Origin of the sequence: Enterococcus sp. DIV2449a, assembly GCF_051711225.1 — a bacterium.
GTDB classification, from domain to species: domain Bacteria; phylum Bacillota; class Bacilli; order Lactobacillales; family Enterococcaceae; genus Enterococcus_D; species Enterococcus_D casseliflavus.
Map to the genome: position 1 here is coordinate 2,722,762 of NZ_JBIOME010000001.1, position 25,538 is coordinate 2,748,299.

The following is a 25,538-nucleotide window of genomic DNA, read 5'->3' on the forward strand; positions in this document are numbered from 1 at the left end:
TTACACCACCCATGCATAAATTGAAACGACGATTGCGACTAATCCAACTAAAGAAGCGATAAAACGCCCCGAAAAGTACCGCTTCATCATCAACAGGTTTTTAATATCTACCATTGGACCAAAAACCAGGAAACCGACGACTGGTCCAGTGCCGAATAAACTCAACAACGAAGAGCCGATAAAGGCATCTGCTTCGGAACATAGGGATAACGTTAATGCTAACAGCAGCATGACGAAGACCGCTAACAGCTTCGTGGAGCCTAATGTCAGCATCAAACCAGTTGGCAGATAGGTCTGCATCGCTGAGGCGATCAACGCACCAATGATCAAATAACGCCCAGTATCGAAAAACTCATCCAAACTATGCTGCAGCAAATGACGAATCTGCCGAAGGAGCGGATGACTGCTCTTTTCCGTTTGATGGTGGGCGTGATCATGCCCCTGATGGTGTGGGTGAGCTGCCTGCTCATTCCCGCCACTTAATTGATTGGCAAGCCGTGTTTTTAAGACCTCTTGTTTGTTAAAATACGCCAGCCAGATCCCCACGACCATTGCGACCAATAAGCTGCCCAGTACACGCAAAAAGGCGAACTTCGCGGAATTTCCAAAGGCAATGAATGTAGAAAAAATCACGATTGGATTGATGATCGGTGCAGTCAGCATAAAGGCAAACGCCGTATACACTGGCACCTCTTTTTTTACGAACTGATTAACGATCGGTACGATCCCACATTCGCAGGAAGGAAAAAAGACCCCCAGACCACAACCAACTGTGATCGATGCCAATTTGTTTTTTGGTAAGAGTCTCGTGACTCTTTCTGGTGTCAAGAAGACTTGTAAGGCACCTGAGATCAAGCAGCCCAATAGGACAAACGGCAAGGCTTCAATGACGATAGATAAAAAAATAACACTCATTTGCAGGACAGAATTCGGTAATGCCTGAAACATAACTTTAACCTTCTTTATCAATAAATTCGAAACGCTGGAATTACTATACGTTTTTTCCTTTTTTTATACAACGTTTTTTTTAAAGCAGCCTATTTTTTTAATCGTTGCTTTAGATTTCCCTTATCTTTGAATCCTTCTTACTCACCTAAGCGATCAGCTGCTAGCAGATATTTTGACTTTTCCTCAAGAACAGCGTACATTTTCCATGGAGGAATGACTTATGCAAAAAAATCAACCGATCCAAGAGCAGCTCGCCCAACAACCGTTGGCACTACTCTATCTCTCTCAACCGAATTGCAGTATTTGTGTTGCAGACAAACCACGCATCCAAAAACTGGCACAATCCCAGCAACTCCCCCTATTTACCATCAATACGCTGGCAGAGCCAGAAGCAGCCACTTTATTTTCGGTCTTGACGGTTCCTGTCGTCCTCTTGTTCGCGAATGGGAAAGAAGTGCATCGTGAAGCCCGCATCATCGATTTCACACGTTTGACTCAACAAATCTTGCGATATCAAGAAGCGCTCACAAGCGTTGAAGAGCAAGATTCCTACGAATCACTTTTTGACCAGTTAGACGAGTAAGATCAGTGGTGAAAAAGCAAAAAACAGCTGTCAGATCGTTGTATATACTACGATCTGGCAGCTGTTTTGTTGGTTCCTATTTATGTGATGCGATTATTCGCTTAGTGATGGTTCTTCTACTGGTTCTTCATGGGACAAGACGTTGCCTGAATGCAAGAAATAAATCAACGTTTGCAATTCATTGGTTAAGTCAACGTTTTGAATCAGCACGCCTTTTGGTGCAGTGATCCGTGCAGGTGTAAAGTTCAAGATTCCTTTAATGCCAGCTTTCACAAGCTCGTTCACTAAATCTTGTGAATGTTGTGCGGGAACCGTCAAAATAGCCACATCGATCTGCTGGATCTTCACTTGTTCCTTCATGTCATCCATTGGATAGACCGGCACACCATCTACGATTCGACCAACTAGATCTTCGTTGACATCAAATGCGGCACTGATCCGAATGCTGTTGCTTTGGTGAAATTTGTATTTCAACAAGGCGCTCCCCAAGTTTCCGACACCGACTAAAGCTACATTCGTCATGTGGTCTTCGTTCAATGTCTTCGCAAAGAACTGCATCAAGCTTTCAACATCATAGCCATAGCCGCGTTTTCCTAATTCACCAAAGTAGGAAAAGTCGCGGCGGATCGTCGCACTATCAACTTGAACAGCTTCACTTAGTTCGGTCGAAGAAACTTTTAATTTGCCAGCTTGGTGCAAAATACGCAAGTAACGATAATATAAAGGCAATCGCTTCGCTGTTGCCTTTGGAATTTGATGATCTTTCAAAGAATACTCCCCCATTGTGAAAAATTCACTTGTGATGAAGCTATCATAACAAATACATTGTTCAAAAATCAATTTGAATGCTCATAATTTGAAATATAAATTTTATAATGGTAAAATCAAACTTTTTCCCAATCGCCGTTTCCCTTAAAATATGATAGACTTGTAGTATTGCAACCTTGATACAGACAAGTTTCTTAAAGATAGGAATGACATATACATGATTTTATTACAAGCCAACCAAATCGCCCGTCTTTTCGGAGCCGAGGTTTTATTTGAAAATATCCAATTAGAGATTGCCAGCAATTCCCGAATCGCGCTTGTTGGGCGCAACGGTGCTGGTAAATCAACGCTACTGAAAATTATTGCTGGACTCGAAAGTCCTGATAAAGGAACGATCGCTAAAAACAAGACCGCTACGATGGGCTACTTAGCTCAAGATACCGGACTTGCTAGTGAGGCCACCGTTTGGGAAGAAATGCTAGGAGCTTTTGCAACGGTTCGGCAGATGGAGCAGCGCATGCGTACCTTAGAGATCGCCATCTCCGAAGCAGATCCTGCTGCTGACTCTGGCAATCTCCTGAAAGAATACGACCAGTTGCAACATGAATTTGCAGAAAAAAACGGTTATGGCTATGAAAATGAGATTCGCTCCGTCTTGCACGGTTTTCAGTTTGATCCTTCTTTTTACACGCAAGCTATCAACACCCTTTCTGGTGGTCAAAAAACCCGCTTGGCATTAGCAAAAATGCTGCTGCAAAAACCTGATATCTTGATCCTCGATGAACCGACCAACCATTTAGACATCGAAACGTTATCTTGGTTGGAAAACTATCTGCAAGGATATGCCGGTGCGTTGCTGATCGTTTCCCATGACCGTTACTTCCTAGACAAAGTCGTCAACGAAGTCTACGAACTGAGTCGTCAAAAAATGCGCCATTACAAAGGCAATTACAGCCGCTATTTGACCCTGAAAGCGGAGCAGTTGCAAAGTGAATGGAAAGCCTTTGAAAAACAGCAAGAAGAAATCAATAAACTGGAAGACTTTGTTGCCCGCAACCTTGTCCGTGCGTCTACCACCAAACGCGCGCAAAGCCGCCGTAAGCAATTAGAGAAAATGGACCGGCTGGATCGCCCGCAAGGAGATGAAAAATCCGCCCACTTCCTTTTTTCTATTGAAAAGCCTTCAGGAAATGTTGTGATGCAAGTAGAAAATGCCGCTATCGGTTATTCTGAAGAAGAAGTTTTATCGGCGCCCATCGACTTAGATGTTCGGCGCAAAGATGCGATCGCTTTAGTGGGACCGAATGGGATCGGCAAATCAACCTTATTGAAATCGCTGATTCATAAAATCCCCTTTATTCAAGGAAAGGTGCATTTTGGCGCCAATGTCTCAATCGGGTACTATGACCAAACCCAATCCGATCTGCACTCAACCAAAACGATCCTCCATGAGCTTTGGGATGACCACAGTACCACACCTGAAGTCGAGATTCGCAATATATTAGGCAGCTTCTTATTTTCGGGAGAAGATGTTGAAAAGCCGATCACGCTGTTAAGCGGCGGCGAAAAAGCCCGTGTCGCTTTGGCAAAATTAGCCATGGACCATGACAATTTCTTGATTTTGGATGAGCCAACCAACCATTTAGACATCGACAGCAAAGAAGTCTTAGAAAATGCCCTGATCGATTATGAAGGCACTTTGTTCTTCGTATCTCATGACCGCTACTTTATCAATCGAATCGCCACCAAGGTCGTGGAACTGTCTGAAAACGGCAGCAAGCTCTATCTCGGCGATTACGATTATTATTTAGAAAAGAAACAAGAAGAAGCTGAAATCGCAGCGATGTTGGAAGCAAAAACAACCGAAACCACCCTCTCAGCGGGCAAGCAAAACTTTGTCCAAAGCAAGGAACAGCAAAAAGCCGTTAGAACCTTACAGCGAAAAGTCACCCAAATCGAAGAAGAACTTGCCGCAATAGAAGAAACGATCCAACAACTGGAACAAGACATGACCGCACCAGATGCGTTGAATGATCATGTCAAATTGACCGCGTTGAATCAAGCGTTAGAACAAGCCCGCACTGAACAAGAAGCTCTACTAGAAGCATGGGAAAATACTAGCTTAGAACTAGAAGCATTTGACAGTTGATCGAGGAATCGGTCTGTAGGCCGATGACAAGCGCCCCCTCCTTTGTTTTACTTAAAAGAACAGGATGAATACGTACGATTCGTAAAACAAGGAGGGAAAAATGCAAAAACAGACAGATGTTTATCGAAAGCGTCGGCCAATGGTTGTTTTGGCAGGATTGGTGTTGATTTGGATAGGGTTCAATCGAATCTCTCATCACGTGTTGTACGGAGAGTTGTCTGAACACGTGCATACCGTCGTTGCCTATGATGAGAGTTATGACGACGAATATATTTATTCTCAGGCTATCTTTAGTGATGACATCAATGCTTATTTATGGGAAATGGACATCACGACACCGATTTTCTTGCAGACGAACGAAGATTGGGCCGATAGATCCTATGGCAATGACGGCAGCCAAACCTTAGCAGAAAACGGCTGTGCGATTGCTTCTCTTGCGATGGTTCAATCCTATCTTGAAGGCTATCCCATTTCGCCACTGGAAGTCCTCAATTGGGCAGGAGATCATTATTACGTTGACGGCCAAGGAACGGACTGGCGGATTTTTTCTGATTTTGCCGATGCAAACGGCTACAACTACTATGATCTTGGCACAGATCTAGCCAGTGTTGAAGCTTACTTGCAACAAAATCATCCGGTCATCGTTTCTGTGACTCCAGGGGAATTTACAGATGGCGGCCATATTATGGTCTTAGGTGGAATGATGGACGATCAAGTGTTTGTCTTAGATCCAAATGATGATCCAGAAAAATCCCATTACGCTATCTATTACACACTAGATGAAATCGCTGATCAAAGCTTACGCTTTTGGACCTTCAGCTGATTGATCGAAAAAAGTCCCCTTTCGGGGCTTTTTTCTTTGTCGTGGCGTAGGCAGCAACTGGATCTTACTTTTTTAATAAAAAAACCATTCTTTCTCCCCTTAGGAATCCGCTTTCTATTATAATGGAAGAAAGAAAGGTGTGAAGTCTATGAAAATCGGTATCCCAAAAGAAATCAAGAACAATGAAAATCGTGTGGCATTGCCGCCCTCGGGAGTCTATGAGTTAGTCCAAGACGGACACGAAGTCTTCGTTGAACAAGGCGCTGGTGCAGGATCAACCTTTTCTGATCAAGCGTATCAGGAAGTCGGTGCTACGATTGCTACCGTTGAAGAGGTTTGGGCCTCTGAATTGGTTATGAAAGTCAAAGAACCTTTACCAGAAGAATACCCCTTTTTGCATGAGGGACTGGTTTTATTCACCTATTTCCACGTAGCCGCCAATCAACAGCTTGCTCAAGCATTGATCGACAGCAAAGTGATCGCTGTTGCTTATGAAAACGTCCAGCTGGCGAACGGCACCCTGCCTCTGCTATCGCCTATGAGTGAGATCGCTGGAAGAATGTCTGTTCAAATCGGCGCACAATTTCTCGAAAAAATATATGGCGGAAAAGGGATCCTGCTTTCAGGTGTTCCCGGCGTCCGTCAAGGTCGGGTAACGATCATTGGTGGTGGCGTTGCCGGTGAGAATGCCGCGAGAGTCGCTGTAGGTTTAGGCGCACAAGTGACGATTTTAGACGTTTCGATCCCACGCTTACAAGAGCTGGATCGACAGTTTTCTGGTCAAGTTCAAACCTTGTATTCCAATCGCTTGAATATCGAACGAACGATCCAATCCGCAGACTTGGTGGTAGGAGCCGTCTTATTGCCAGGACAAAAAGCCCCGTGCTTAGTGACCCGCGACATGGTGAAACAGATGCCTGAAAAATCCGTGATCGTCGATATTGCCATTGACCAAGGCGGAATTTTTGAGACCGAAGACAAAGTCACTACCCACGACGAGCCAACCTATATCCGGGAAGAAGTTATTCACTATGCAGTCGCGAATATGCCAGGTGCTGTGCCGCAAACGGCAACCATCGCATTGAGCATTGCCACCTTGCCGTATGCCCAGCAGCTAGCGAACGATCCTTTAGCAGCGTTGCGAGAAAATCAGGCACTTGCCAAAGGGGTCATCGCCTATGAGGGCGCATTTACTTCAAAAGAAGCCGCTCACGATCTGTCATTGCCTTTTACCGATCTATCGGAATTGATTTGAGCCACTCTCCCACAATAAAACCAGCAGCCGCGCAAGTAATTCGCGGCTGCTGTTTTGCTTTCTATGAGAATTTCCTTTTTTGGGTAGCATGGGCTTTGGAAGTATGCTATATTCATACTTAAAAAAATTCGACCTAGACAGGAGGAACACTGTGCTTACTCAACAACAAATCCAAGCATTTCCCAAAGTAGAACTTCACTGCCACCTCGACGGTTCCATTCGTCCAGAAACATTGATCGCCATCGCCAATCAGCAAGAACTACCGATCGAGCAAGACATAGAAGCTGTGAAAGCACAGATGCAAGCCCCCAAAGATTGTCATGACCTGAGGGATTATCTTCGCTGCTTTGATTTCGTTCGGCCGTATTTGCAAACACAAGAAGCGTTAGCAGCTGCCGCCTATGACGTGATGGAACAAGCCGCTCAAGATGGGGTCGCTTATATTGAGATCCGCTTTGCTCCCAGCTTATCGATGGACAAAGGACTCACTTGCAGCCAGACCATCCAAGCCGTGATCGAAGGCATCGCACGAGCAGAAGAACGCTACCCAATCAAAGGCAATGTTTTGGTCATTGGGATGCGTCAAGAAGACCTACCAGCTATTACGGCGATTTTTGATGAAGCGATCGCTCTTACCGATGAAAAAGTCGTCGGCATTGATCTGGCAGGTCCAGAAGAAGACGGGTACGTCCCTGATTTAGCTGCCAGCTATCAAGTGTTCCTCAAGGACCAAAGTGTCCAGCTGACCTTACACGCAGGCGAATGCGGCTGTGTGCAAAACATTTATCAAGCCATCGAAAGCGGTGCGCAGCGGATTGGCCACGGCATCGCCTTAAAAGGAGATCCTACTGCTCAAGCGTTTGTTCGAGAACAAAATCGCTGTATCGAAGGCTGCCCTACCAGCAATGTTCATACGCGTGCGATTCCCACATACTCGGCATACCCATTAAGAGAATGGCTGAAAGCCAAGGTCCCTTTTTGTTTGAACACCGATAACCGAACGGTCTCAAACACGACATTGACCAATGAATACCTGCAAATGGCTCATCATTGCGACATGTCCGAATCAGAGATGCGCTTCTTAAACGAAACTGCCGTTCAGCATTCCTTTGCGGAAGCTTCCGACAAAGCGGTACTCTTGAAAAAAATTCAAGAATGGCAATTCTAATAAACATGGACGCTAGTGATCCCCACTGGCGTCCATGTTTTATTTCCAAAACGATCAACTTTCTTTCCTTCACGCAAAGAAGAGCCGATCGATCCGTGTTAACCCCAAGGCATCGATTTCTAAAAGAGCTCTTTCGTAAATTTCTGTATTCGTTAAAGCAGCACTCTCGTGGGCATCGATCCCAATAATACAAGAGCAGCCGACTTCCTTGGCGATCTTCCAAAATTCAGGATGCGGATAGCCACCGTTCGTATAGCCTGCCAAATTATACTCCAACGGCAGCTGATACTCTTTGGCTTTTTCACATAGGCGGTAGGCAACTTCTTCACAATGAGAATCGAAGGTTTTATAGCCCCGCATGAACACATCTGGGTGTGCCATATAAGCAAAAATTTCTGATTCAATTCCCTGTAAAGAAACACGGAGATAATCTTTGATCGCTTTTACCGAATCCCCGGGTGTATGGTCGTAATAGTGATTGCTTTCGATTTCAGGAAAGTGATTGCCAAAAATCAAATAGTCGATCGACAGCCTTTCTTTCTCTGCAACTAGCCAAGGGATCATTGTTTCAAAATATTCACACTCTAATCCTAATTTCACATCGATTTGTCCTTGGTACTTTTCCTGTAAGCTTCTCACCGATGAAACGTAATCTTCCAATTGCGCAACATCCATCCGCATGAGGGAGACATACCCAGCCTCAAAGGGCCAGGGACAATGATCAGCGAAGCCAATTTCCTTAAAGCCAGCTTGGATGGCTTTGATTACATAGTCTTCATCAGAATCCCGTGCATGTTTGCATCGAGTTGTGTGGGTATGATAGTTTGCTTTCCACATGGTTAATCACTCCTTCATATTACATTTAGGTTAATTTGTTCTTGTGATCGCATTTTAGGTACGCTCTTCTTGAGGCGTTATCCTTCAAGCCGTTCGCTATTTTACAGAACATTTTGTAAGCGGAACCATTTTTTTAAAAATATTCCTAGCTATCAACACCTATCACTTAGCAACTTCATCAATCTGGATTTATTCCAGTCCATTTCATTATAGAATTGCGGCTATCCCAAGACAATCAAAAGAAAGCTGCAAACGGTTGCTTCTTTTCCCATCACTTCCATTGAGTCGTTTCTCTTGGGACAAATGAATTTTTCAAGAGGACGTGTCTTGGTGCGGTTTTGTCTCCTTGTACCTCTTGAAAAAGTAGCTGGGTCGTCCAATCCACCATCTCCTCTAAAGGTCGTGCGATGGACGAAAGCAAAGGGCTAGTACAAAGACAAACATTGGTGTTTTCATAACCAATCACTTGAATCGCTTCACCAACCTTTTTATCCACTGAATGAAGGGAACTTAAAGCGCAGGCTGCCAAAAAATCGCTTGCCTCAAAAATGCCATCGATAGAAGGCCATTGACGAAAAAGTTGATCAAAGGATGTTTGCGTGACATTTACAAAATCGAGTATGACCTCGTGAACATGGATCTCTGGGTATTGGTCCATCACTTGATAAAAACCAGCTGATTTTTCTTGAACGGAATGTAATGTCTTTGGTCCATTAACGAAGAGGATCTCGCGACAACGATTTTGGATTAAGATCTGTGCTGCCAACTGTCCACCTGAGGTATTATCCGCAGAAACGGAGGATACTTCATCGCTAAGGACTCTACCCACACTCACTAGAGGTAATTTGAGAACCTTTTGCAACAACGGACCTTGCGTACAAAGGTTGGTACATAAAATTACCCCATCAATATTATTTGCGAGAAACAAGTTCAAAAAATAGGCTTCTCTTTCAGGATTTCCTTGTGTGGTACCAATCATCAAACTATAGCCTTTCTCAATCAGTTGCGACTCGATTCGGGTAATAAATTGATTATAAAAATCATTTTTCAAATCATAGATCAGCAAGCCGATCATCTTTGAAGAATTGTAATAAAAGGATCGTGCTAATTCATTTGGTACATAATCAAGTGCTTGAATTGCTTCTAGCACAACCCGCTTTGTTTCTTCATTCACGTATTTTTTATTGTTGATCACTCGTGAGACGGTAGTCACGGATACATTGGCAAGTTTTGCCACATCTTGCATGTTTGCCATTGGTCCCTCCTTTCTCTCTTTTTCATGTCTCGTAATTGTTAAATCCTTTTCCATTTGATCTATTATCCGAATGCAACACTCTAAAATGCTTTCTTTTTATTCTATAATAACAAACCTTGCATCATATTTTCTGTTTTTATGAAAATAAAAAAGCTGTTTAGATGAAATCTCACCATAAACAACTTTTCTATGCTCGATAAAAGTTTGCATTAATGTCAGCGTCTTTGAAGAAAACAAGAAAATCACTCCCGTGTTCTCTTAAACAATCATTTACAAAAGCACCCAGCTAATTTTTTAAATCTAAGCCTTCAATCAACGCCACCGCACGATCGATCCCAGCGTCTTTTGTTTCTTCTAACACCACGTAACAGTATGGCTTGTGTTTGATCAGAAGCTGTAAAATTTCTGGATACCGTATTTGTCCTTCACCTAACGGGACAGGGATCACTTCTTCTCTCGAGAGTTGAAAATCCTTTAGGTGCAAGCAGACGATTTTCTCGCCAAAAAGAGTAAACGCTTCTTCTACCAATGCAACTTGATCAGCAGCCGTTTTTGCGGTGATCAAATTCGTTGGATCGTAAATGATCCCTAGATAATCAGAAGGAACACGTTCAATCAGCTCGGCGATGCGCTGATTCGAATACAACGGATGATTCATTCCTGCTTCGATCCCTACCATGGTTTTATGTTTTTCTCCTACTCGAACGAGTCGCTGGATCACATGGATCAAGTCTTCAAAAACCTCATCCGAAAAATTCTCTTTGCTATATCCCAGCGCGGCAATGACTGAGCCTGTTTCTGAAGCCACCATGCTGGCACCAAAATAACGGGCATGGAATAAGTAGCGCTCAAATTTCTGTAAGATTTTCTCTCGTTCCTCTGGTTCGGGATGAATCAAGTTACTATAACAACTTAACAAAGCGATTTGAACGCCTTGTTCTTGGAATTCATTCTTGAAGAAGGTCCCCATACCTGGACTCATTTTTTCAGGAGCACTTAGGTCTGGAAAAGACGCATTCAAGGCAAACTGAACGTTTCTTATTTTCTTTGCTCCTACCGCTTGTGCTAGCTGCTTGGGTGTATATTCTCCTGAGAGGTCATGCCCTCGGATGGCTAAATGAATCATCTGACTCCTCGCTTTCTACTGTTTTTTCCCATTCAATAATCAAATTTTCATAAGGTTCTAACCTATGGTTACCCCGCGCCAGCGCTTCACCTGATAAGCGTTCGAAACCGGGGAGATGTAAGGTAAAGTCAGCTGTTGTCATCCCTAAGTTACTGATCCAGAGTTGGACATGGGTCGCTGACTCTCGGCGATACTTCATCACACCTTCCGAACATTTGATCAACAGGCGCTCTGATTCATAAGGGAAAAGTTCTTTGTGACAAAACGACTGCCATATCAAACTGTCTGTTAAATTGCTAGGTAGCGCACCTAAATAGATGATCTCTCCTTGAGCCAGTTGTTTCTTAGCTAGTAGCGTTTGGTCATTCCCTCGTCCGATCGTTTCCCAATCTTCTGGGCAATGAAAAACTGTGACCAAATGATCCAAAGGTTCTTTTAGGCCGTCATAGGTTAGCTGATAAGTCAGTCCTTTCACCGTAAATTGCTGGATTTCGTCAAACCCGAGCCATTCTCCTAAACGATCTAAGCCATTTGTCGCTGGCCACGCCAGCTCTTTGGTCCGATCCCCCGTCATCGGGCCTAAAATCAGCTTACCTCCTGCTTCAGTAAAGGCGGCAAATTTTTTCAACAAGGTAGGACTGATCCAACGAACAAATGGGGCAAGAACAACATCATACTCTTCTAACGGACTATTTTCTTGAATGATTTCTACACGAATCCCTTGGCGAATCAGACTGCCGTAAAATTCGGTAAACAGGCTGCGATAATCATAAACACCCCCATGATCGATCGTGTAAAAACGTTTCGAGTAATCCGAGTAGATAATGGCTATTTTTGCCGATACATACTTCGTTTCCGCTAAAAGTGGTGCGATCTGTTGTCTTAGTTCGCCAATCCGAACTACCTCTTCATACCCACAATCTGGCTCTCCCCAAGCAGTTAACACGGCACTATGGGGTTGCTCCACACCATAGCGATGTCCACGAAAATGCCAAAAGCAGAAGGATTTCAAATGACCAGCATAGCCAATGAACGCTTCACTTGTGACAAACCCATGAGGACGAGGAGTCGCATAATTTTCAATATGACCAGCATTGGCAGTACAAGTTTCTAACAATAACATTTCTTTGTTGCGCGGTTTGACATTCCGCCAACGATCCAAGTTCATCGTATACGCTGGGTAGTTGTCTGCCGGTGCATACGTATCAAAACCGGCAATATCTAAATCAGCAAATAGCTCATCATTTTGCAAGTTAAAACCAAAAGCGGAGTTATGGGTAATGGGTAACGCGGTCTCCATTCGGATAAAATGACAAAGATCATGCGCAAACTCATTCAACGTATCGGTGGTAAAGCGGCGAAAGGCATTCATCAGGGAAGAATTATGCAAAAACGGGGTCGTTAGTGGCAAGACGACATCCTCAAATGCGTCATACCACTCACTCCACACCTTCGTGCCCCAACACTCGTTGAGGTTGGTCACGGATTGATAGTTGTCTTTTAAATACGTATGCCAACGCGTTTGGCACGTCGTACAGTAACATAGATCGACATGACATTTAAACTCATTGTCCAATTGCAACATAACGACATTTTCATGTTTTTCGGCAATCTCAGCGATTTTTCTCGTCAAACGATAGGCATAGCGGCGAAAGTCCTCGTTGTTGGTACAGACATGCTGTCTTGAGCCATGATGCATCTTCGTCCCATCTTGATTAGTGATTAAAGCTTCTGGGTACTGTTTTGTAAACCAGCGGGGCGGAGTTGGCGTTGGAATACATAAGCAAACATCGATGCCATTTGCTTGGTACTGTTCTAGCGCACGTTCCAACAACGCAAAATCATATTCTCCAGGTTGAGGCTCCAAGTCACGCCACATGAATTCCCCAATTCTAGCAAAATTCATGCCCAACGTTTTCATCGTTTGACTATCACTTTGCATGATTTCTTCCGACCAGACTTCTGGATACATGCAGGCGCCGTAATAAATATCAGGAAACAGTGGTTGCTCATGGAAAAACGCCTGTAAACGAATCGCTACATAGCGAGCGATCATATGCGCCCCGACCTTTGAAAAGTGAGTATCATCTGCGAGACCTGCAGGATAATTGGGGTGCTCATCCGGTGCTAACCAAACAAAGAGCGCTTTGGAAGCTTCTAGTCCTAATGTGTCATAATAATGATAGGTATAGCGATTTAAATCAAACAAATCCACTTCTTCCGTTCGACTAAGTTCTCTTAAGACCGATAAAAACGCTGACAACGTATGCGCCAGTCGTCCCTCTTCCCCTACACGTCGTTCAACAGGTGTACACAGGATCGGGATTCCTGCTTTTTCTTTGATTTGACGGATCATGTCTGTCAAATGAGCAATGTACGCCTCCATCGTGACATGATTTTTCTCTTTTTGGTCATTATGTCCAAATTGCAGTAGGACGACTGTATTCGGTTCGACTTCTTGCAGGAGCTGCTTAAACAACCCTTCTTCGATAAACGAACGAGTCGTACTGCCGTTTTTCGCAAAATTGTGTACGTCTACTTCTGGGGACAGATAGCTTGGTAAAGCTTGTCCCCAGCCCATCATTGGCTGTTGATCAAGGGGATAATCCGCCACGGTTGAATCTCCGCCTAGAACGATTTTCATTTCTTTTCTTCCTCCATCTATTTACTATCAGATTTCCAACAGCTTTGACAAGTCCGCTGGTTTTCTTGCTGAACTTAAGCTGCATTAGAAATCGCTTTCTTTTCTATTATACAAAACATTGGCTGACGAAAACATGGAAAAATCAGAGCAAAAGCTGCGAAAATACGAGCTTTTCCGCAGCAACCAACAGTGATCAGCTCTGACCTTTTCGATATTGTCCTGGGGTCATTCCCGTGCACTTTTTAAATAAACGATTGAAGTAACTGGGATTATACCCAAGGTTTTCTGCGATTTCATTGATTTGATGATCGGTTTCTAGCAACTGCCGTTTTGCTTCTACGATGCGAACATTGGTTAAATAATCAATAAAGTTGACCTGCTTGGCACGCTTGAACTCCTTACTCAAAAAGATTGGGTCTACTTCGAAACGATCCGCAACATATTCTAAGGAAATTTGTTCATTGCGAAAATCAGATTGGATGTACTCCGCTACTTTTTGGATCATTTCACTATAAGAATTAGCGACATTTTCTTGCCAGAGGATGGAGACGGGCTTTAAGAAATGATGGTACAAAAAGGCTTGGATCTGATTGATGGCTAAAAGTCGTTCGATTCGCTCTAACACAACCGTTTTCGATACATAATCCGTTCGTGAGACCCCATTTTCATTTAAAAGGTAATCGACTTGATCATACAGTCGATTGACCACATAGATCACCGCAGCCTGTTGATTGTTTTCTGCCACGACCTGTTCCAAAAATCGCTGGACACTTCGTTGCAATTCTTCATGATAGCCACTTTTCAGCGCTGTTAAAATCAAATTTTCTTGCGAAAGAGAATACTTCGGCAGCGGGCGCATGTTCTCTCCTTGAAGCACTTGATTTTCGGGAATCAACCGTTGCAGATGGATTTGCTTTTTGAGACGTTGGGCAACTTCAGGCAACTTGCGAATCTCAGTTTCTTGTTGCGAACTAACGATGGTGACATAACGGCAGACGATCAAATTGATTTGCTTGGTGACCATCGTGAAGTAATCTGTCAGTTGCTGCTCTTGATTGACCACAAAAACCAAAATCCGTCCTTCATTTGACGAAACGATGGTTGATTCTGGGAAAAACATAGCTGTGACATCCGCTATAATGTTTTCTAACGCAAACAAAATGTGGGTTTCATCTTGGGAATTTGCTTGATTGCTTAATAGATCATTGAGTTGGAAATAAAACAAGCGATACCCTTGGTAACTTAAGCGCCAGTTTTTTTGCTGCAGTAATTGTTGCGATTCTTCCTCTGACAAATAGCCATAATACCCTTCCATCAAATGTTGGATCACTTGTCGCTTCAGCGAATCTTGAAAGCGTTCCGCCTGATTTTGTAACAATCCTTTTTCACGACTTAATTGTTGCCAACGGTCCACCAAAAACTCCAGATCGTTTTCTTTTTTCCATTGGGTATTACCAAAGAGCTGATCCATTGTTTTTTCAAAAGGTTGGTATTGTTTTTTGGCTAAAAAGAGACTCATGACTGCCACACAAGCAATAAAAAGAATACTTACGACGATCAGCACTCTAGCCAAATGAGTGACTGGCTCGGTAATCAATGCTAAGGGAACAACGGTATAAAAGGTCCATATTTGGTTGAGCCGCGTACTGTTTACGGCGATCATGCTATAATCATTGCCATTGATCGATTCGACCCAGGTTCCTTGATGCTCTTCACTCAGTGGTTGGATAACATTTGCTAAGTTCTGATCGCCAATAAAACGAAAACTCTCATGATTAAAGGAAATCGCTGCGAGTCCATTTTCAATTTGGGTATCATAAAAATACTTTAATAATGATTGCTCGTCGATCGTTGCAACTAAAAAAATTTTAGGCTGATCTTCGCCTTGGCTATCAATGTTTTGTACAAAAATCAATTCATCCTCTTCTTCAATGATCTTCCACTGGTACTGCCTACCATTATCGATCCGATAGCGTTCAAATGCTGTTTTGGTTTGCTCGAGCGTTAATTCATACGTGCCGCCACTTTCAATCCCAAAAGGCGTCTCGCCTAGTGAATAAATACCGATTCGATTGACATAATTGGAGCTATTTGTTAAATAAAACAATTCTTCCGACAGCTGGATCAGCGTCTGATAATTTGTCGTTTCCAATAAATCTTCTTGGTAGCGCCTTTGAAACGATTGCCCCCAAACGCTTAAAGTCACTTCCAGCTGCGAGAACTGTTGGTTGATGTTACTAACGATTCCTTCGACTTGGCGATTATTTAGTTCTTGATACGATCGTTGTAATGGTCCGATCAAATAGGCATGCAAAAAGATTGCAACGGCTAATAGCGGCACGACGATCCATAGACTGGCTAGCTGCAGTTTTCGATGAAAACCGCCTGTTTTAAAGTACTTCATTCCCAAACACCCTTGTAATAGATTTTATGTAACAAATTGTCATGCGAAAAAACGCATGACAACCTATCCACAACTATTGAAGTGTATCATCCTTTGACGGATCCAATCAGCATTCCTTTGGCAAAATGTTTTTGCAAAAACGGATAGAAGATCAAAATTGGCAAAGTCGCCACAATGATGACTGCAAATTTGATTCCTTGTTCAGGCGGCACATAGTTTGGGTCCATACTTGCTAACGCATTGGCACCACTGGAGGCCATCGTGATCTGTCTTAACAATAACTGAATCGGCCATTTTGCTGAATCGTTGATATAGAGCAATCCACTCATGAAGTCGTTCCAGATACCAACGGCGTAAAAAAGGGTGAAGGTCGCGATCACTGGTTTTGATAAAGGCAAAATGATTTTCCATAAGATCCCTAGTTCCGTACAGCCGTCCATCTTGGCGGATTCTTCCAACTCGATCGGCATTTCTTGGAAAAAGTTTTTGATGATCATTAAGTTGAACGGATTGATCGCGATTGGCAAAATCAATGCCCAATAAGAATTGATCAGTCCTAAATTTTTCACCACGATAAACGTTGGGATCATCCCACCTGAAAAGAGCATTGCAAAAATCACGAGATTCAACAAGGTGTTCCGTCCTTTTAGGTGCTTGCGTGATAAAGGATAGGCAAAGGTGAAGGTACAGAAAAGCTGCACCAGCGTGCCAACGATGGTAACGCCGACCGTTACAAGCAAACTACGGATAAAGGTGTTGGTTGAAAAAATAAAGCGATAGGAGTCGAGACTGATCTCATTTGGCCATAAGAAAAACGAACGTGTGGTCAATTCTAACTCCGTAGCAAATGAACCGGCGATCACATAAATAAAAGGAATCACCATGAATAACCCAATCAATGCCAAAAATAGCGCATTAAAAATGTCAAATATTTTCCCTGCCTTCGTATTGTGTAAAGTATCCATCTTTTTCCTCCTTAGTATAAGCCGCTTTCGCCAAAGCGTTTCGCTAATTTATTGGTACAAAGTACGAGGATGATCCCAACGATCGATTTAAATAATCCGACGGCTGTTGAGTAACTGTAAGCGCCATTGGTGATCCCCATCATATACACATACGTATCAAAAACATCTGCTACTGTTCGGTTCAACTGATTGGTCATCAAGAAAATCTGATCAAACCCAGTAGACAAAATCGACCCGATCCGCATGATCAGCATAATGATGATCGTCGAACGAATCGCAGGCAAAGTGATGTGCCACACACGACGAAAACGTCCTGCACCATCCATGATCGCGGCTTCGTATTGTTCCTGATCCACACCTGATAAGGCAGCTAAATAAATAATGGTCCCCCAACCGATCTCTTTCCAAATCGATTGCATTACGATCATGGGGCGGAACCATTGCGGGTCTGAGAGAAAGTCGATTTCAACGCCTGTCAACGAAGCGATAAATTGAGTGATCGCTCCATGATCGATGTTGAATAAGATATGCCAAAGACTAACGACGATCGTCCATGAAAGAAAATGTGGTACATAGACGAAGGTTTGAATGGTCCGCTGAAACAGCTTGTTGCGCAATTCATTCAGTAACAGTGCCAAAAAGATGGGTGCTGGAAACGAAAAGAAGATGTTTAAAAAGGCAATCATCAACGTGTTCCACAAGATCCGAAAGAAATCAGGATTATTGAAGAAATCCATAAAATTTTGTGTTCCGACCCATGGACTATCTGCGATTCCTAAAAAAGGCACATAATCTTTGAAAGCAATGATCAACCCATACATCGGTGCATAACGAAATACTGCAAAATAGATGATCCCGGGAATCGTCAAAATATAGAGCCATTTATTTTGTTTAAAATGGTTGAGAAAACTCCCCCATTGCTCTTTCGTTTTCGGCACTTTTTTTATTGTTGTTTCCATTCATTCTCCTCCTCTAACTCCGCTCCGATCAGTGCTAAACAACAAATCGTATTTAGACCCCACTGTGACAACACATTGGTCGATACCCACGGCATTTCTTTTATTTTTTTCCACGTTGTCGCTGCTTCAATGGTCGCTTCGATCGGCAATGGAACACCCGATTTGTCATTATCAAGCAATAACTGCCAAGCCCTTTGACTGATTGCTTGATCGTTACGCACTCGCCCAGCAAAGGCCATCATCGTCGACGCAAACATTGGCCAGGCAAAATGAGGTTCCGTCAGTCCCCCGTTTGATTCTTCTGCTTTTCTCTCAGGACTCAAGCTATAAAACCAGCCAAACTCCCCTAACATCTCTGTCCACTCGGGGTCTTCCAGCACTTGAGCAAGTTCTAACCAAACTTGCGGCGCCCCAAAGGAGATGACCATGTGATAGCCGCCAAAATTCCCAGTTCCCATATAAGATAAGGTTTTGTCTTGTGGATCAAATAACACTGTGGGACCAGACAATAGGCGCTGGGGCATGGCTTTGATGCAGGTGATGCCCGTGCGAATTTTTTCAAGGTAAACAGGATCATTCGTCCGTTCCCACTGGGTAAACCAGTTCGAGACTAGCGCAGCCCAATCTGGTCCGATGCGAATCGGTATCCGCTTCGTTTCTCGTTCATAAAACTCGCGCATCGGTGGTAACGCATCAAAAGCATAGGTTTCATTGTCTTTGACTTGTTCCATAATCTCCCCAATGCGTTCATCCGCTGTCAAATAGTAGTAGTAGCGATGGAGACCCGCCATTGAAATTCGAACTTCTTTTGCTTGGCAGCCCCAATGAACGACATTATGCCGTGACCCTAATCCTTTGTATTCACCAGCATGATACTGATCGACTTCTGAAGTATGTCTCGTCATGCTTTCAGCCAGATAGTAGACGCTTGGATCACCAGTCCGTAAGAAATCTAGCCAAAGCCACATGTTAGGGACCAATTCAGTGTTTTGCCAAGCGTACCCACCAAGATCGTAGCGCCATTGGTGTCGAAACTGATCATAGGTATGCATGACATCACCATAGTTCCAATAGCCATACCAACTTCTTTGTTGGACTTCTGCTAAATAGAATTGACGCATCTCAGCCAATTGTTGCTCCAGCAACTGTTTCGTTTTCGTTGATTCATCTGGTAAACTGATCCTGCCAAAAACCTTCGTCTCTTGATAACGCTCTGGCAATGAAACGATCTGGGCAGGTTCTTGGTTTTCTTGAGCTAAGCCCAGCAACACTTCTTCTGACGGGGCTTCTTCATATAGATCCAACCAACAACGCGTCGTATTTGCTACACCAACTGCGGTCGAACGAATCTCTTCCATTCCTTCGTATCCGCTAAGCATATGATCCCGTTTGGAATAGTGCTGAAAATCCATTGGCTTGGCATTCGGTGACCACTGCCACATCGTGATTTGGGTTTCTTTTTGGGTGATGCCTGTCACCTCGATCGCAGATGGTGCTTTTTCCCAAAATTTCTCCATGCTGCAAGCAACGCCGCCGGTTTCTCCCCCAGCGTAAAAGGTACCTGAATAATGCTCGCCATCCCCAATGGGCAACCAACAGTACCCAGCTTCGGTCTGTTTTTCTAATTCAAATGACCGATGATTGATTTGATTGACCCGAAAATTGTCCCAAATAGCATTTTCCACCGCATGAGACAGCATCGGCTCGTCCGCTGGGGTCAATGAAACGAGCTGGCCACTGGCTTGTTCTTGATAGGGAATGTTTTGCTGATAGTGTCGCCGTGAAAGTAACAATTGCGCCGCTTCATGATACACAGCATCTGCAATAAATTTGACTTGTCGATTCCAATTTTCACCTGTGAACGCATAATCAAATGCTATCCCCATGCCTTCATAAACAAGTGGTTTGATGATAATGACCGTATGAATGATTTCCAATTTGCTGATTTCGCGAAAGATACGGAACCGTAAAATAAACTCTTGCACCACTTCTTGATTGATCTCAATGACGCCCGATACTTTGATAACGGCTTTCTCGGAACCATTTTCTTCCAACATCAAGTCCGTTACTTTGGACTGCACCTTTTTGTTTTGGTATTGCAGGATTGCGTGAAGATCTTGCAATTTTTTCTGCCCATTGACCGCTACCCAGTCCAATACATTTTTCCCTTCCCCATGTTTCGGGAAGAAGCCTTTGATCGTACCGTTGTCAAAATAAATACCGTTGTAAGCTTCCCTAGCAATCGCCTGTTTCTTCTGGACACGCTGTTTTCTTTGAAAAAGTAACTGCGTCGTTTCTGCCACCAGACCACTGTGTCCTGTCCATTTCACACTGCCATCTGGCCAGTAAGCCAGTACTTTCGTTTGCAGCGGCTCCTCCCCCAGCAAAAACAGTTCCTCCCTTAGAACCTCAGGTTGTAAAGCCCCTTTTTCCCATGGATACCCAAAACTCAGCCCACGTTTTCCCTTAGGTTTATTTTTGAGCCATTTCAATGCCATGTTCGATCTCCTCCTCTTCCCTCTCTGCAGGTTGAACTGCATCGTTTTGTTGCTTTAGCTTTTGTTCATTTTCATCAAATAATTTCAAGTAAATCCCCATTGTGCCAATGATCCACATCCCAATACTTAAAAAAGGAAGGAGACCGGGGAGAAAAAAGCTGATCGTACTACAAATCCCAAACCAAAGGACGCCTAAAAAGGTGCCAATAGGTTGAAAAAAAAGAAAGCGTAGCGAAGCGCCTAGGTACTTCTTCGTTGGGAGCACATAATATTCGTACATGCTATGCAATGTATTGATCACAGCGATCGCGACGCATTGGCTAACGATCAATAGGATCAAGCCTGTTTGAGTCAATGCCGCTAAAAATCCTTGCTGGATCACCACCATGGGGCACAAATAAAAGAGAATGATCGGTAAGCCCAAGCGATTCGATCGCCAAAAGTTCCTGCGGTAATACCCAAAGAACGTTTGAAAAAAAGGCGGCGATTCCTGTTTAAGGGTTTTCTTTGCTACGTGGAATCCTGCTTGTACGCTAGGCGCCAGTCCAAAGATGATCCCACCTACTAGTGCACCTATAATAACGGTTACATTTATCAGCAAACAATAAAAGACAAAATCTGCTGCTTGATATGCTTTCTGCCAATTCATCACCGTTCCTCCTCTAAGGAATATACCTTTAAGTCTTTATAGCGGGCCTTCATTGGCGCCATTTGCCGAAATCCGATCGCTCCTTTGGTTAATACGGGACCAAACTGTTCCTCATCAAGGTACCTTAACACCAATAAGTCGTTGATCCAAAAGGAAATCGTTGCACCTACCTTATCGATTTTTAGGTGATAAAACCCTCGGGCATTTGCTACACTCGGAAGTGGATCTGCGCCTTGGGCGACCAGATGAAACCCATGGCTTTTGCGCAAATTACACGTTTCAAACGCCCGTTCCTCCTCATACTTTCTTCGAAAATAAGAAAGGTGGTAAGCATTGATCCCTCCAGAATGATACTCGGGATATGCCCCGGTTCGTTTGGGTACTCCAGAATCGAAGATCGAGCCACCCTTGCGATTGGCTGCTGCAAAAAAGAGCATACATAAGCCTGGTTCAGCCAGTGGTTGAAACTGCCAGGTGATTCGTAGGTCCGCTGGAAATTGTTGAGGCAGCCATAAAACAAAATGTGGTTGTTTGTTTGATTCTTCAGAATACGTATTCGCCAGAATCATCCCGTCTTGGAAAGTAATCTTGGGCTCTCCTTCAGCAATAAAGTGTTGAATATCTGCTGCTTGATTCAGCGGATTTTCATAGATCAATTTCGCTAACATTTCTTCTTCTCCTTTTATGCGTATATGAGCTACTTTTCTCTTTTCATAGTAAACTTGACCTACATTTCTAACAATTGACTTTTTTTGAATTCCTTGATATCAAGCGTTAGATCAGGGTTTCCACTTGTTTTTTTCCATTTTTTCTTTTCTGATTTCTTACTACCTGTCTCGTCTCACCTGACTATTACTCCATTTTATTAGCTGAAAAAAATCATTGAAAAAGAAAAAGGTTGAGAGCAAGATCCACTCAACCTTCTTCGACTGTCGTTATTGTGCTTGATGAAGGGCATTCGTTTCTTCCATCAGCTGCGTGCCTCCTTGATTCTTCCAAAGTTCGATCGCAGCTTCCCAACCCGCTTCATCGATTTGTCCTGCAATAAATTGAACCCGCGCATCACTAATGATCTGATCAAGCTGTGCCCCTTTTGTTACATACGTATCTGTATTATAGGAGGCTGCTGGGTTAAAGACAGCGTGCTCTAAATCAGCTTCCATCAATGACAATCGTTTTTCATAGCTTTCAGTAGCCGCTTCTGTATCAGGCTTAGCAATATAGTACAGGGTATCTTCCGTTACATTCATCCCAATTTGTGAGTACCCTTTGACCGCATTGGCTAACGCTTCAGCTTCTGATCCTTCTAATGCGACGGACATTCCATCCACTACTTCAAAATTGATTCCTTCGATTCCGTTGTTCAGCAATACCTGTGCTTCTTTATCATTTAATTTATCAAGGAACGTCAACACCTCTTTTAGATGTTCCTCTGTCTGGACACTCGACTTAGGAATCGCCAAGAAACCAGAATAGCCATCTGTCGGTAACTCATTCATCGTACCGCTATTATCTTTTAAATTCCCTGTAAAGACGACGAGGTCTTCTTCTCCAGCTTGCAATAATTTATTACTGATTTGTGCTGCTCGTGAATACGTATCAATAATGATCCCACCACGTCCATTGATAAACGGCTCATCCCATTTATCTGCTGCCATAGTTGCAAAATCACGATTGACATAGCCTTGTTCCACCATATCTTTAACAAATTGCATTGATTCTAGGTATTCTGGTTGCATAAAGGATGGCTCTAAAGTGCCGTCTATTTCTTTCCAAGCATTTCCTGCCCCAAACCAAGTAGCTAACACATCGTAAGGACTATTTGAATTGATCGAGCCAGGCCATTGGGGAATAATCAAACCAAACGTATCATTTTCACCATTCCCATCGGGATCGTTCTCAGTAAATGCTTTGGCAACCTCATAGAGATCATCGATCGTTTCTGGTACATCTAAGTTTAAGTTTTCTAACCAATCTTTTCGGATGATCACCGCCGTCCGCATCGCATCACGTTTCCGATAAATTCCGTACACTTTGCCATTCACAGAAGAATTACGCAAAACATCCTCGTTAGATTGAGAGAGATTAGGATAATCAGCTAAATAGTCGGTCAAATCCCAAAAAGCGCCATTTTCTGCTGACTTGATAAACCCTCCTGATTTTCCTTGAATGACCATCACTTCTGGAATATCATCCGAAGCTAACGTAATATTCATTTTATCCTCGTAGGATGTATTGGGTGCCCAGGTAATATCAATGTTTTTGCCAGTGTAAGCTTCTAATTGCTTCAAAATCTCGTTGTCACTTGCAGGTGGTTCAGTTTCAATGTACGGCGATAAAATCGAAATCGTATCATAATCTGTTGTGGAACCTGCTTCCTCCTTCCCACATGCCGATAAAAAGGCAACTGATAGTAACCCCAAACCAAGAATCGTACTTAATTTTTTCACTACTTTTCCTCCTTAGATTTTGTTGTTGAGCCCGATTAAATAAACCGCTTTCAATACCAAAAGCATAACGAAAAGCAGGATTTCCAGCAATTGACATTTTTTGTTAATCGTTGATATATGGCTAGATAGGGAGTTTTGCTCTACATTTGCAGGTATCGTAAATTATAGGAAAAAGAATAAATAGTTCTTCGTGTTCTTAGTTCGCTCAATCAATCTTATTATCGCAGTTTTTCTGATTCCTATCATTCTTAAATTCTAGTTATAGAAAGCATAGCCTAAGTACTGAAGTTCTTATTCGTTAGAGCTTTGGGAACATCTTATCATGAAAAAAAGACCAACTCATTGGTCTTCTTTGATAATTCATCAGTTTTGTAGTACTAAGCGGATCACCACTTATTCATATTTGACAGAAAGAGTACTACCGCTCATACACATCATTTTGATCCAAGGTTGGCGCTAACGCAGTGAACTTCGTTTCCACCATCTTTAAGTTCTCAACCCCTGCAATCTTGCCGAACTCATCGGCATGGATGGAAAGATTTTTCAATGTTAGATTGCGGATCGGTTCTGCTGGGCTGGCCTCGATGAAAAAAGCACGCACGCTTTGTTGTCCTGTTTTGGTAGCTTGCACGTTTTCAATAGTAATGTCGCAGACCTTTGCTGGACCTACTGGAACAGCCGGTTGTGCCATCAATTTGTGCCAATAGTCGGGAATCTCTTCCGCATAATCAGCTGGCAGTTCTGGATAACTATAATCTGGGTACCAATTTGTTTGTAAGAGAAAAGGAAAGCCAACATCCTTCATCGTTAAATCCGAAGCAGTGACCTTGCGTATAAATCCACCTCGATTGTTGGCGGATTTGATCCGAAACCCTGCGCCAGTTTGCTCAAAGACGACTTTTTGGATTTTGATCTCTTCGATCCCACCTGAGGTTTCACTGCCAATGGCAATTCCTGAACCGTACCCTAACTGACAGTCTTTGATCGTGATTTTCCGACAGCTTCTTTGCTGGGCTAAGGCTTCTGCTCCACGTCCCGCCTTGATCGAGATATTGTCATCGTTGCAGGAAATGTGAGCATTTTGAATCGTGACTTCTTCACAGGAATCAATATCGATGCCATCGGTACTAGGCCCTTTCCCATTGTCTATCGTGATGCCGTCGATCAATATGTGGTGAGAATACGTGAGTTGGGTATTCCAAAAACCCGACTGTACCGACGAAATATCTTTGATGGTTACTTGCTGACTTTCATAAACAAGGATATTCCGTGGACGCTTGCAATCATAATCTGCTGCCCAGCGTAAGCCTCTCTTTGCGTAATCCGCCATCATCCCGCTGGCTTCATCTGTTCCCCAAAACGTTTGCCACCATGTTTCTCCACGACCATCAAGTTTTCCTTTTCCCGAGATCATGACATTTTCTGCGTGAAAAACATTGATCATCGCTGCAGGCCACTTCATATTGATCCCTGCGACCCGATTATTTACTTCGGGATAATCGGTCAGTTCTTGACTACCATACAGAATCGTATCCTCTGAGACAATCAAGTGCACATTGCTTTTTAAAAACAGTGCGCCGATTTGATAGGCGCCGGGTGGTGTAATCACTGTTCCCTGCACAGTTGATGCTTGGTCAATTTCTCGTTGCAATAATTGCGTGATGTCTTCCATTCTTGCTTTCCTCCTGCGCTTTTGTTTTACGCTACAAATAGGTTTGTCGATATCCATGACTTTGAAAAATTTGCGCATCGCCAACCTTTTTTCATCTATCGTTTATTTGGATAGAACTAAGTGCTTCTTACTGGCGCTGCCCATCAAGTAAAGCGTTCCTCTTGGCTCATCTCGTTGTCTTTTCCCATGTATTTTTGGCGTCTTTTTTCTCTACATTCTTTACTATAGTCCCCTTAGCGGGAAAAGAAAGTTCTTTTTGATTTCTGGGAATCGTCTTTTTTTGCAACGTCCTTTCTTGTTAGAAAAATGCGCCTTTTTGTCTACAAAAGCAAAAAGGCGCAACCTGTCAATGGAGGAAATAAGGTGCTTACCTAACTGTTTCTCA

General features: G+C 43.3%; 19 protein-coding genes. 5 read left to right on the top strand and 14 right to left on the bottom strand.

Features of this window, described 5'->3' with window-relative positions; all coding sequences use genetic code 11:
- Positions 1–948, bottom strand: a complete 948-nt coding sequence (locus IGI76_RS13010; protein WP_086295667.1) for a permease — start codon at positions 946–948, stop codon at positions 1–3.
- Between the two features lie 220 nt (positions 949–1,168).
- Between IGI76_RS13010 and IGI76_RS13015 the strand changes: the two genes are divergently transcribed.
- On the top strand, positions 1,169–1,531 hold the full coding sequence (locus IGI76_RS13015; protein WP_231434782.1) for a thioredoxin family protein: 363 nt from the start codon (positions 1,169–1,171) through the stop codon (positions 1,529–1,531).
- Between the two features lie 93 nt (positions 1,532–1,624).
- Here the strand turns inward: IGI76_RS13015 and IGI76_RS13020 are convergent, their stop codons facing one another.
- Entirely contained in the window at positions 1,625–2,299 is a 675-nt protein-coding gene (locus tag IGI76_RS13020; protein ID WP_005228549.1) for a redox-sensing transcriptional repressor Rex, read from the bottom strand.
- A 217-nt stretch (positions 2,300–2,516) separates the two neighbouring features.
- Between IGI76_RS13020 and IGI76_RS13025 the strand changes: the two genes are divergently transcribed.
- The 4 genes from IGI76_RS13025 (at position 2,517) to add (ending at position 7,694) form a co-directional block, all read left to right on the top strand.
- Positions 2,517–4,448 carry an ABC-F family ATP-binding cassette domain-containing protein gene (locus IGI76_RS13025; RefSeq protein WP_086295669.1) on the top strand — a complete coding sequence of 644 codons (1,932 nt, stop codon included), beginning with the start codon at positions 2,517–2,519 and terminating at the stop codon, positions 4,446–4,448.
- Positions 4,449–4,548: 100 nt separating this feature from the next.
- A complete protein-coding gene (locus IGI76_RS13030) occupies positions 4,549–5,271 on the top strand; it encodes a C39 family peptidase (protein WP_086295670.1) in 723 nt (240 codons plus the stop codon).
- A 148-nt stretch (positions 5,272–5,419) separates the two neighbouring features.
- Positions 5,420–6,526, top strand: coding sequence for an alanine dehydrogenase (gene ald / locus IGI76_RS13035; protein ID WP_086295671.1), 1,107 nt, complete (start codon positions 5,420–5,422; stop codon positions 6,524–6,526).
- Positions 6,527–6,677: 151 nt separating this feature from the next.
- Positions 6,678–7,694, top strand: a complete 1,017-nt coding sequence (gene add, locus IGI76_RS13040; protein ID WP_231434783.1) for an adenosine deaminase — start codon at positions 6,678–6,680, stop codon at positions 7,692–7,694.
- Between the two features lie 69 nt (positions 7,695–7,763).
- Here the strand turns inward: add and IGI76_RS13045 are convergent, their stop codons facing one another.
- The 12 genes from IGI76_RS13045 to IGI76_RS13100 all read right to left on the bottom strand — a co-directional run bounded on the left by IGI76_RS13045 (position 7,764) and on the right by IGI76_RS13100 (position 25,153).
- A complete protein-coding gene (locus IGI76_RS13045) occupies positions 7,764–8,531 on the bottom strand; it encodes a histidinol-phosphatase (RefSeq protein ID WP_060791376.1) in 768 nt (255 codons plus the stop codon).
- A gap of 271 nt (positions 8,532–8,802) precedes the next feature.
- Positions 8,803–9,786 carry a LacI family DNA-binding transcriptional regulator gene (locus IGI76_RS13050; RefSeq protein ID WP_071859228.1) on the bottom strand — a complete coding sequence of 328 codons (984 nt, stop codon included), beginning with the start codon at positions 9,784–9,786 and terminating at the stop codon, positions 8,803–8,805.
- A gap of 286 nt (positions 9,787–10,072) precedes the next feature.
- Positions 10,073–10,912, bottom strand: a complete 840-nt coding sequence (locus IGI76_RS13055) for a sugar phosphate isomerase/epimerase family protein (RefSeq protein WP_438781599.1) — start codon at positions 10,910–10,912, stop codon at positions 10,073–10,075.
- Positions 10,884–13,556, bottom strand: coding sequence for a beta-galactosidase (locus IGI76_RS13060; protein WP_060791378.1), 2,673 nt, complete (start codon positions 13,554–13,556; stop codon positions 10,884–10,886). The genes IGI76_RS13055 and IGI76_RS13060 overlap by 29 nt, the downstream gene beginning before the upstream one ends.
- Before the next feature lie 193 nt (positions 13,557–13,749).
- Positions 13,750–15,960 carry a helix-turn-helix transcriptional regulator gene (locus IGI76_RS13065; protein WP_231434784.1) on the bottom strand — a complete coding sequence of 737 codons (2,211 nt, stop codon included), beginning with the start codon at positions 15,958–15,960 and terminating at the stop codon, positions 13,750–13,752.
- A gap of 86 nt (positions 15,961–16,046) precedes the next feature.
- The gene (locus IGI76_RS13070) at positions 16,047–16,925 is read right to left on the bottom strand and encodes a carbohydrate ABC transporter permease (protein WP_005234200.1); all 879 of its coding nucleotides are present in this window, start codon (positions 16,923–16,925) and stop codon (positions 16,047–16,049) included.
- Between the two features lie 11 nt (positions 16,926–16,936).
- Complete coding sequence (locus IGI76_RS13075) at positions 16,937–17,884, bottom strand: ABC transporter permease (RefSeq protein WP_005234199.1); 948 nt, start codon at positions 17,882–17,884, stop codon at positions 16,937–16,939.
- Positions 17,869–20,382 carry a hypothetical protein gene (locus tag IGI76_RS13080; protein ID WP_060791380.1) on the bottom strand — a complete coding sequence of 838 codons (2,514 nt, stop codon included), beginning with the start codon at positions 20,380–20,382 and terminating at the stop codon, positions 17,869–17,871. The genes IGI76_RS13075 and IGI76_RS13080 overlap by 16 nt, the downstream gene beginning before the upstream one ends.
- On the bottom strand, positions 20,357–21,031 hold the full coding sequence (locus IGI76_RS13085; protein ID WP_060791381.1) for a YesL family protein: 675 nt from the start codon (positions 21,029–21,031) through the stop codon (positions 20,357–20,359). The genes IGI76_RS13080 and IGI76_RS13085 overlap by 26 nt, the downstream gene beginning before the upstream one ends.
- Positions 21,031–21,699 (bottom strand): DUF1961 family protein, encoded by a 669-nt coding sequence (locus IGI76_RS13090; RefSeq protein ID WP_231434786.1) that lies wholly within the window; start codon positions 21,697–21,699, stop codon positions 21,031–21,033. The genes IGI76_RS13085 and IGI76_RS13090 overlap by 1 nt, the downstream gene beginning before the upstream one ends.
- A gap of 267 nt (positions 21,700–21,966) precedes the next feature.
- A complete protein-coding gene (locus IGI76_RS13095; protein WP_438781603.1) occupies positions 21,967–23,481 on the bottom strand; it encodes an extracellular solute-binding protein in 1,515 nt (504 codons plus the stop codon).
- Between the two features lie 418 nt (positions 23,482–23,899).
- Positions 23,900–25,153, bottom strand: a complete 1,254-nt coding sequence (locus IGI76_RS13100) for a glycoside hydrolase family 28 protein (protein WP_231434787.1) — start codon at positions 25,151–25,153, stop codon at positions 23,900–23,902.
- Positions 25,154–25,538 lie beyond the last annotated feature (385 nt).

Bases quoted from the DNA above. Each gene is read 5' to 3' on its own strand.
- IGI76_RS13030 (WP_086295670.1), top strand. From the start codon at position 4,549: ATGCAAAAACAGACAGATGTTTATCGAAAGCGTCGGCCAATGGTTGTT.
- IGI76_RS13100 (WP_231434787.1), bottom strand. From the start codon at position 25,153: ATGGAAGACATCACGCAATTATTGCAACGAGAAATTGACCAAGCATCA.
- IGI76_RS13060 (WP_060791378.1), bottom strand. From the start codon at position 13,556: ATGAAAATCGTTCTAGGCGGAGATTCAACCGTGGCGGATTATCCCCTT.
- IGI76_RS13015 (WP_231434782.1), top strand. From the start codon at position 1,169: ATGCAAAAAAATCAACCGATCCAAGAGCAGCTCGCCCAACAACCGTTG.
- IGI76_RS13045 (WP_060791376.1), bottom strand. From the start codon at position 8,531: ATGTGGAAAGCAAACTATCATACCCACACAACTCGATGCAAACATGCA.
- IGI76_RS13090 (WP_231434786.1), bottom strand. From the start codon at position 21,699: ATGTTAGCGAAATTGATCTATGAAAATCCGCTGAATCAAGCAGCAGAT.
- IGI76_RS13075 (WP_005234199.1), bottom strand. From the start codon at position 17,884: ATGGAAACAACAATAAAAAAAGTGCCGAAAACGAAAGAGCAATGGGGG.
- IGI76_RS13055 (WP_438781599.1), bottom strand. From the start codon at position 10,912: ATGATTCATTTAGCCATCCGAGGGCATGACCTCTCAGGAGAATATACA.
- IGI76_RS13025 (WP_086295669.1), top strand. From the start codon at position 2,517: ATGATTTTATTACAAGCCAACCAAATCGCCCGTCTTTTCGGAGCCGAG.
- IGI76_RS13085 (WP_060791381.1), bottom strand. From the start codon at position 21,031: ATGAATTGGCAGAAAGCATATCAAGCAGCAGATTTTGTCTTTTATTGT.
- IGI76_RS13010 (WP_086295667.1), bottom strand. From the start codon at position 948: ATGTTTCAGGCATTACCGAATTCTGTCCTGCAAATGAGTGTTATTTTT.
- ald (WP_086295671.1), top strand. From the start codon at position 5,420: ATGAAAATCGGTATCCCAAAAGAAATCAAGAACAATGAAAATCGTGTG.
- IGI76_RS13065 (WP_231434784.1), bottom strand. From the start codon at position 15,960: ATGAAGTACTTTAAAACAGGCGGTTTTCATCGAAAACTGCAGCTAGCC.
- IGI76_RS13070 (WP_005234200.1), bottom strand. From the start codon at position 16,925: ATGGATACTTTACACAATACGAAGGCAGGGAAAATATTTGACATTTTT.
- IGI76_RS13080 (WP_060791380.1), bottom strand. From the start codon at position 20,382: ATGGCATTGAAATGGCTCAAAAATAAACCTAAGGGAAAACGTGGGCTG.
- IGI76_RS13050 (WP_071859228.1), bottom strand. From the start codon at position 9,786: ATGGCAAACATGCAAGATGTGGCAAAACTTGCCAATGTATCCGTGACT.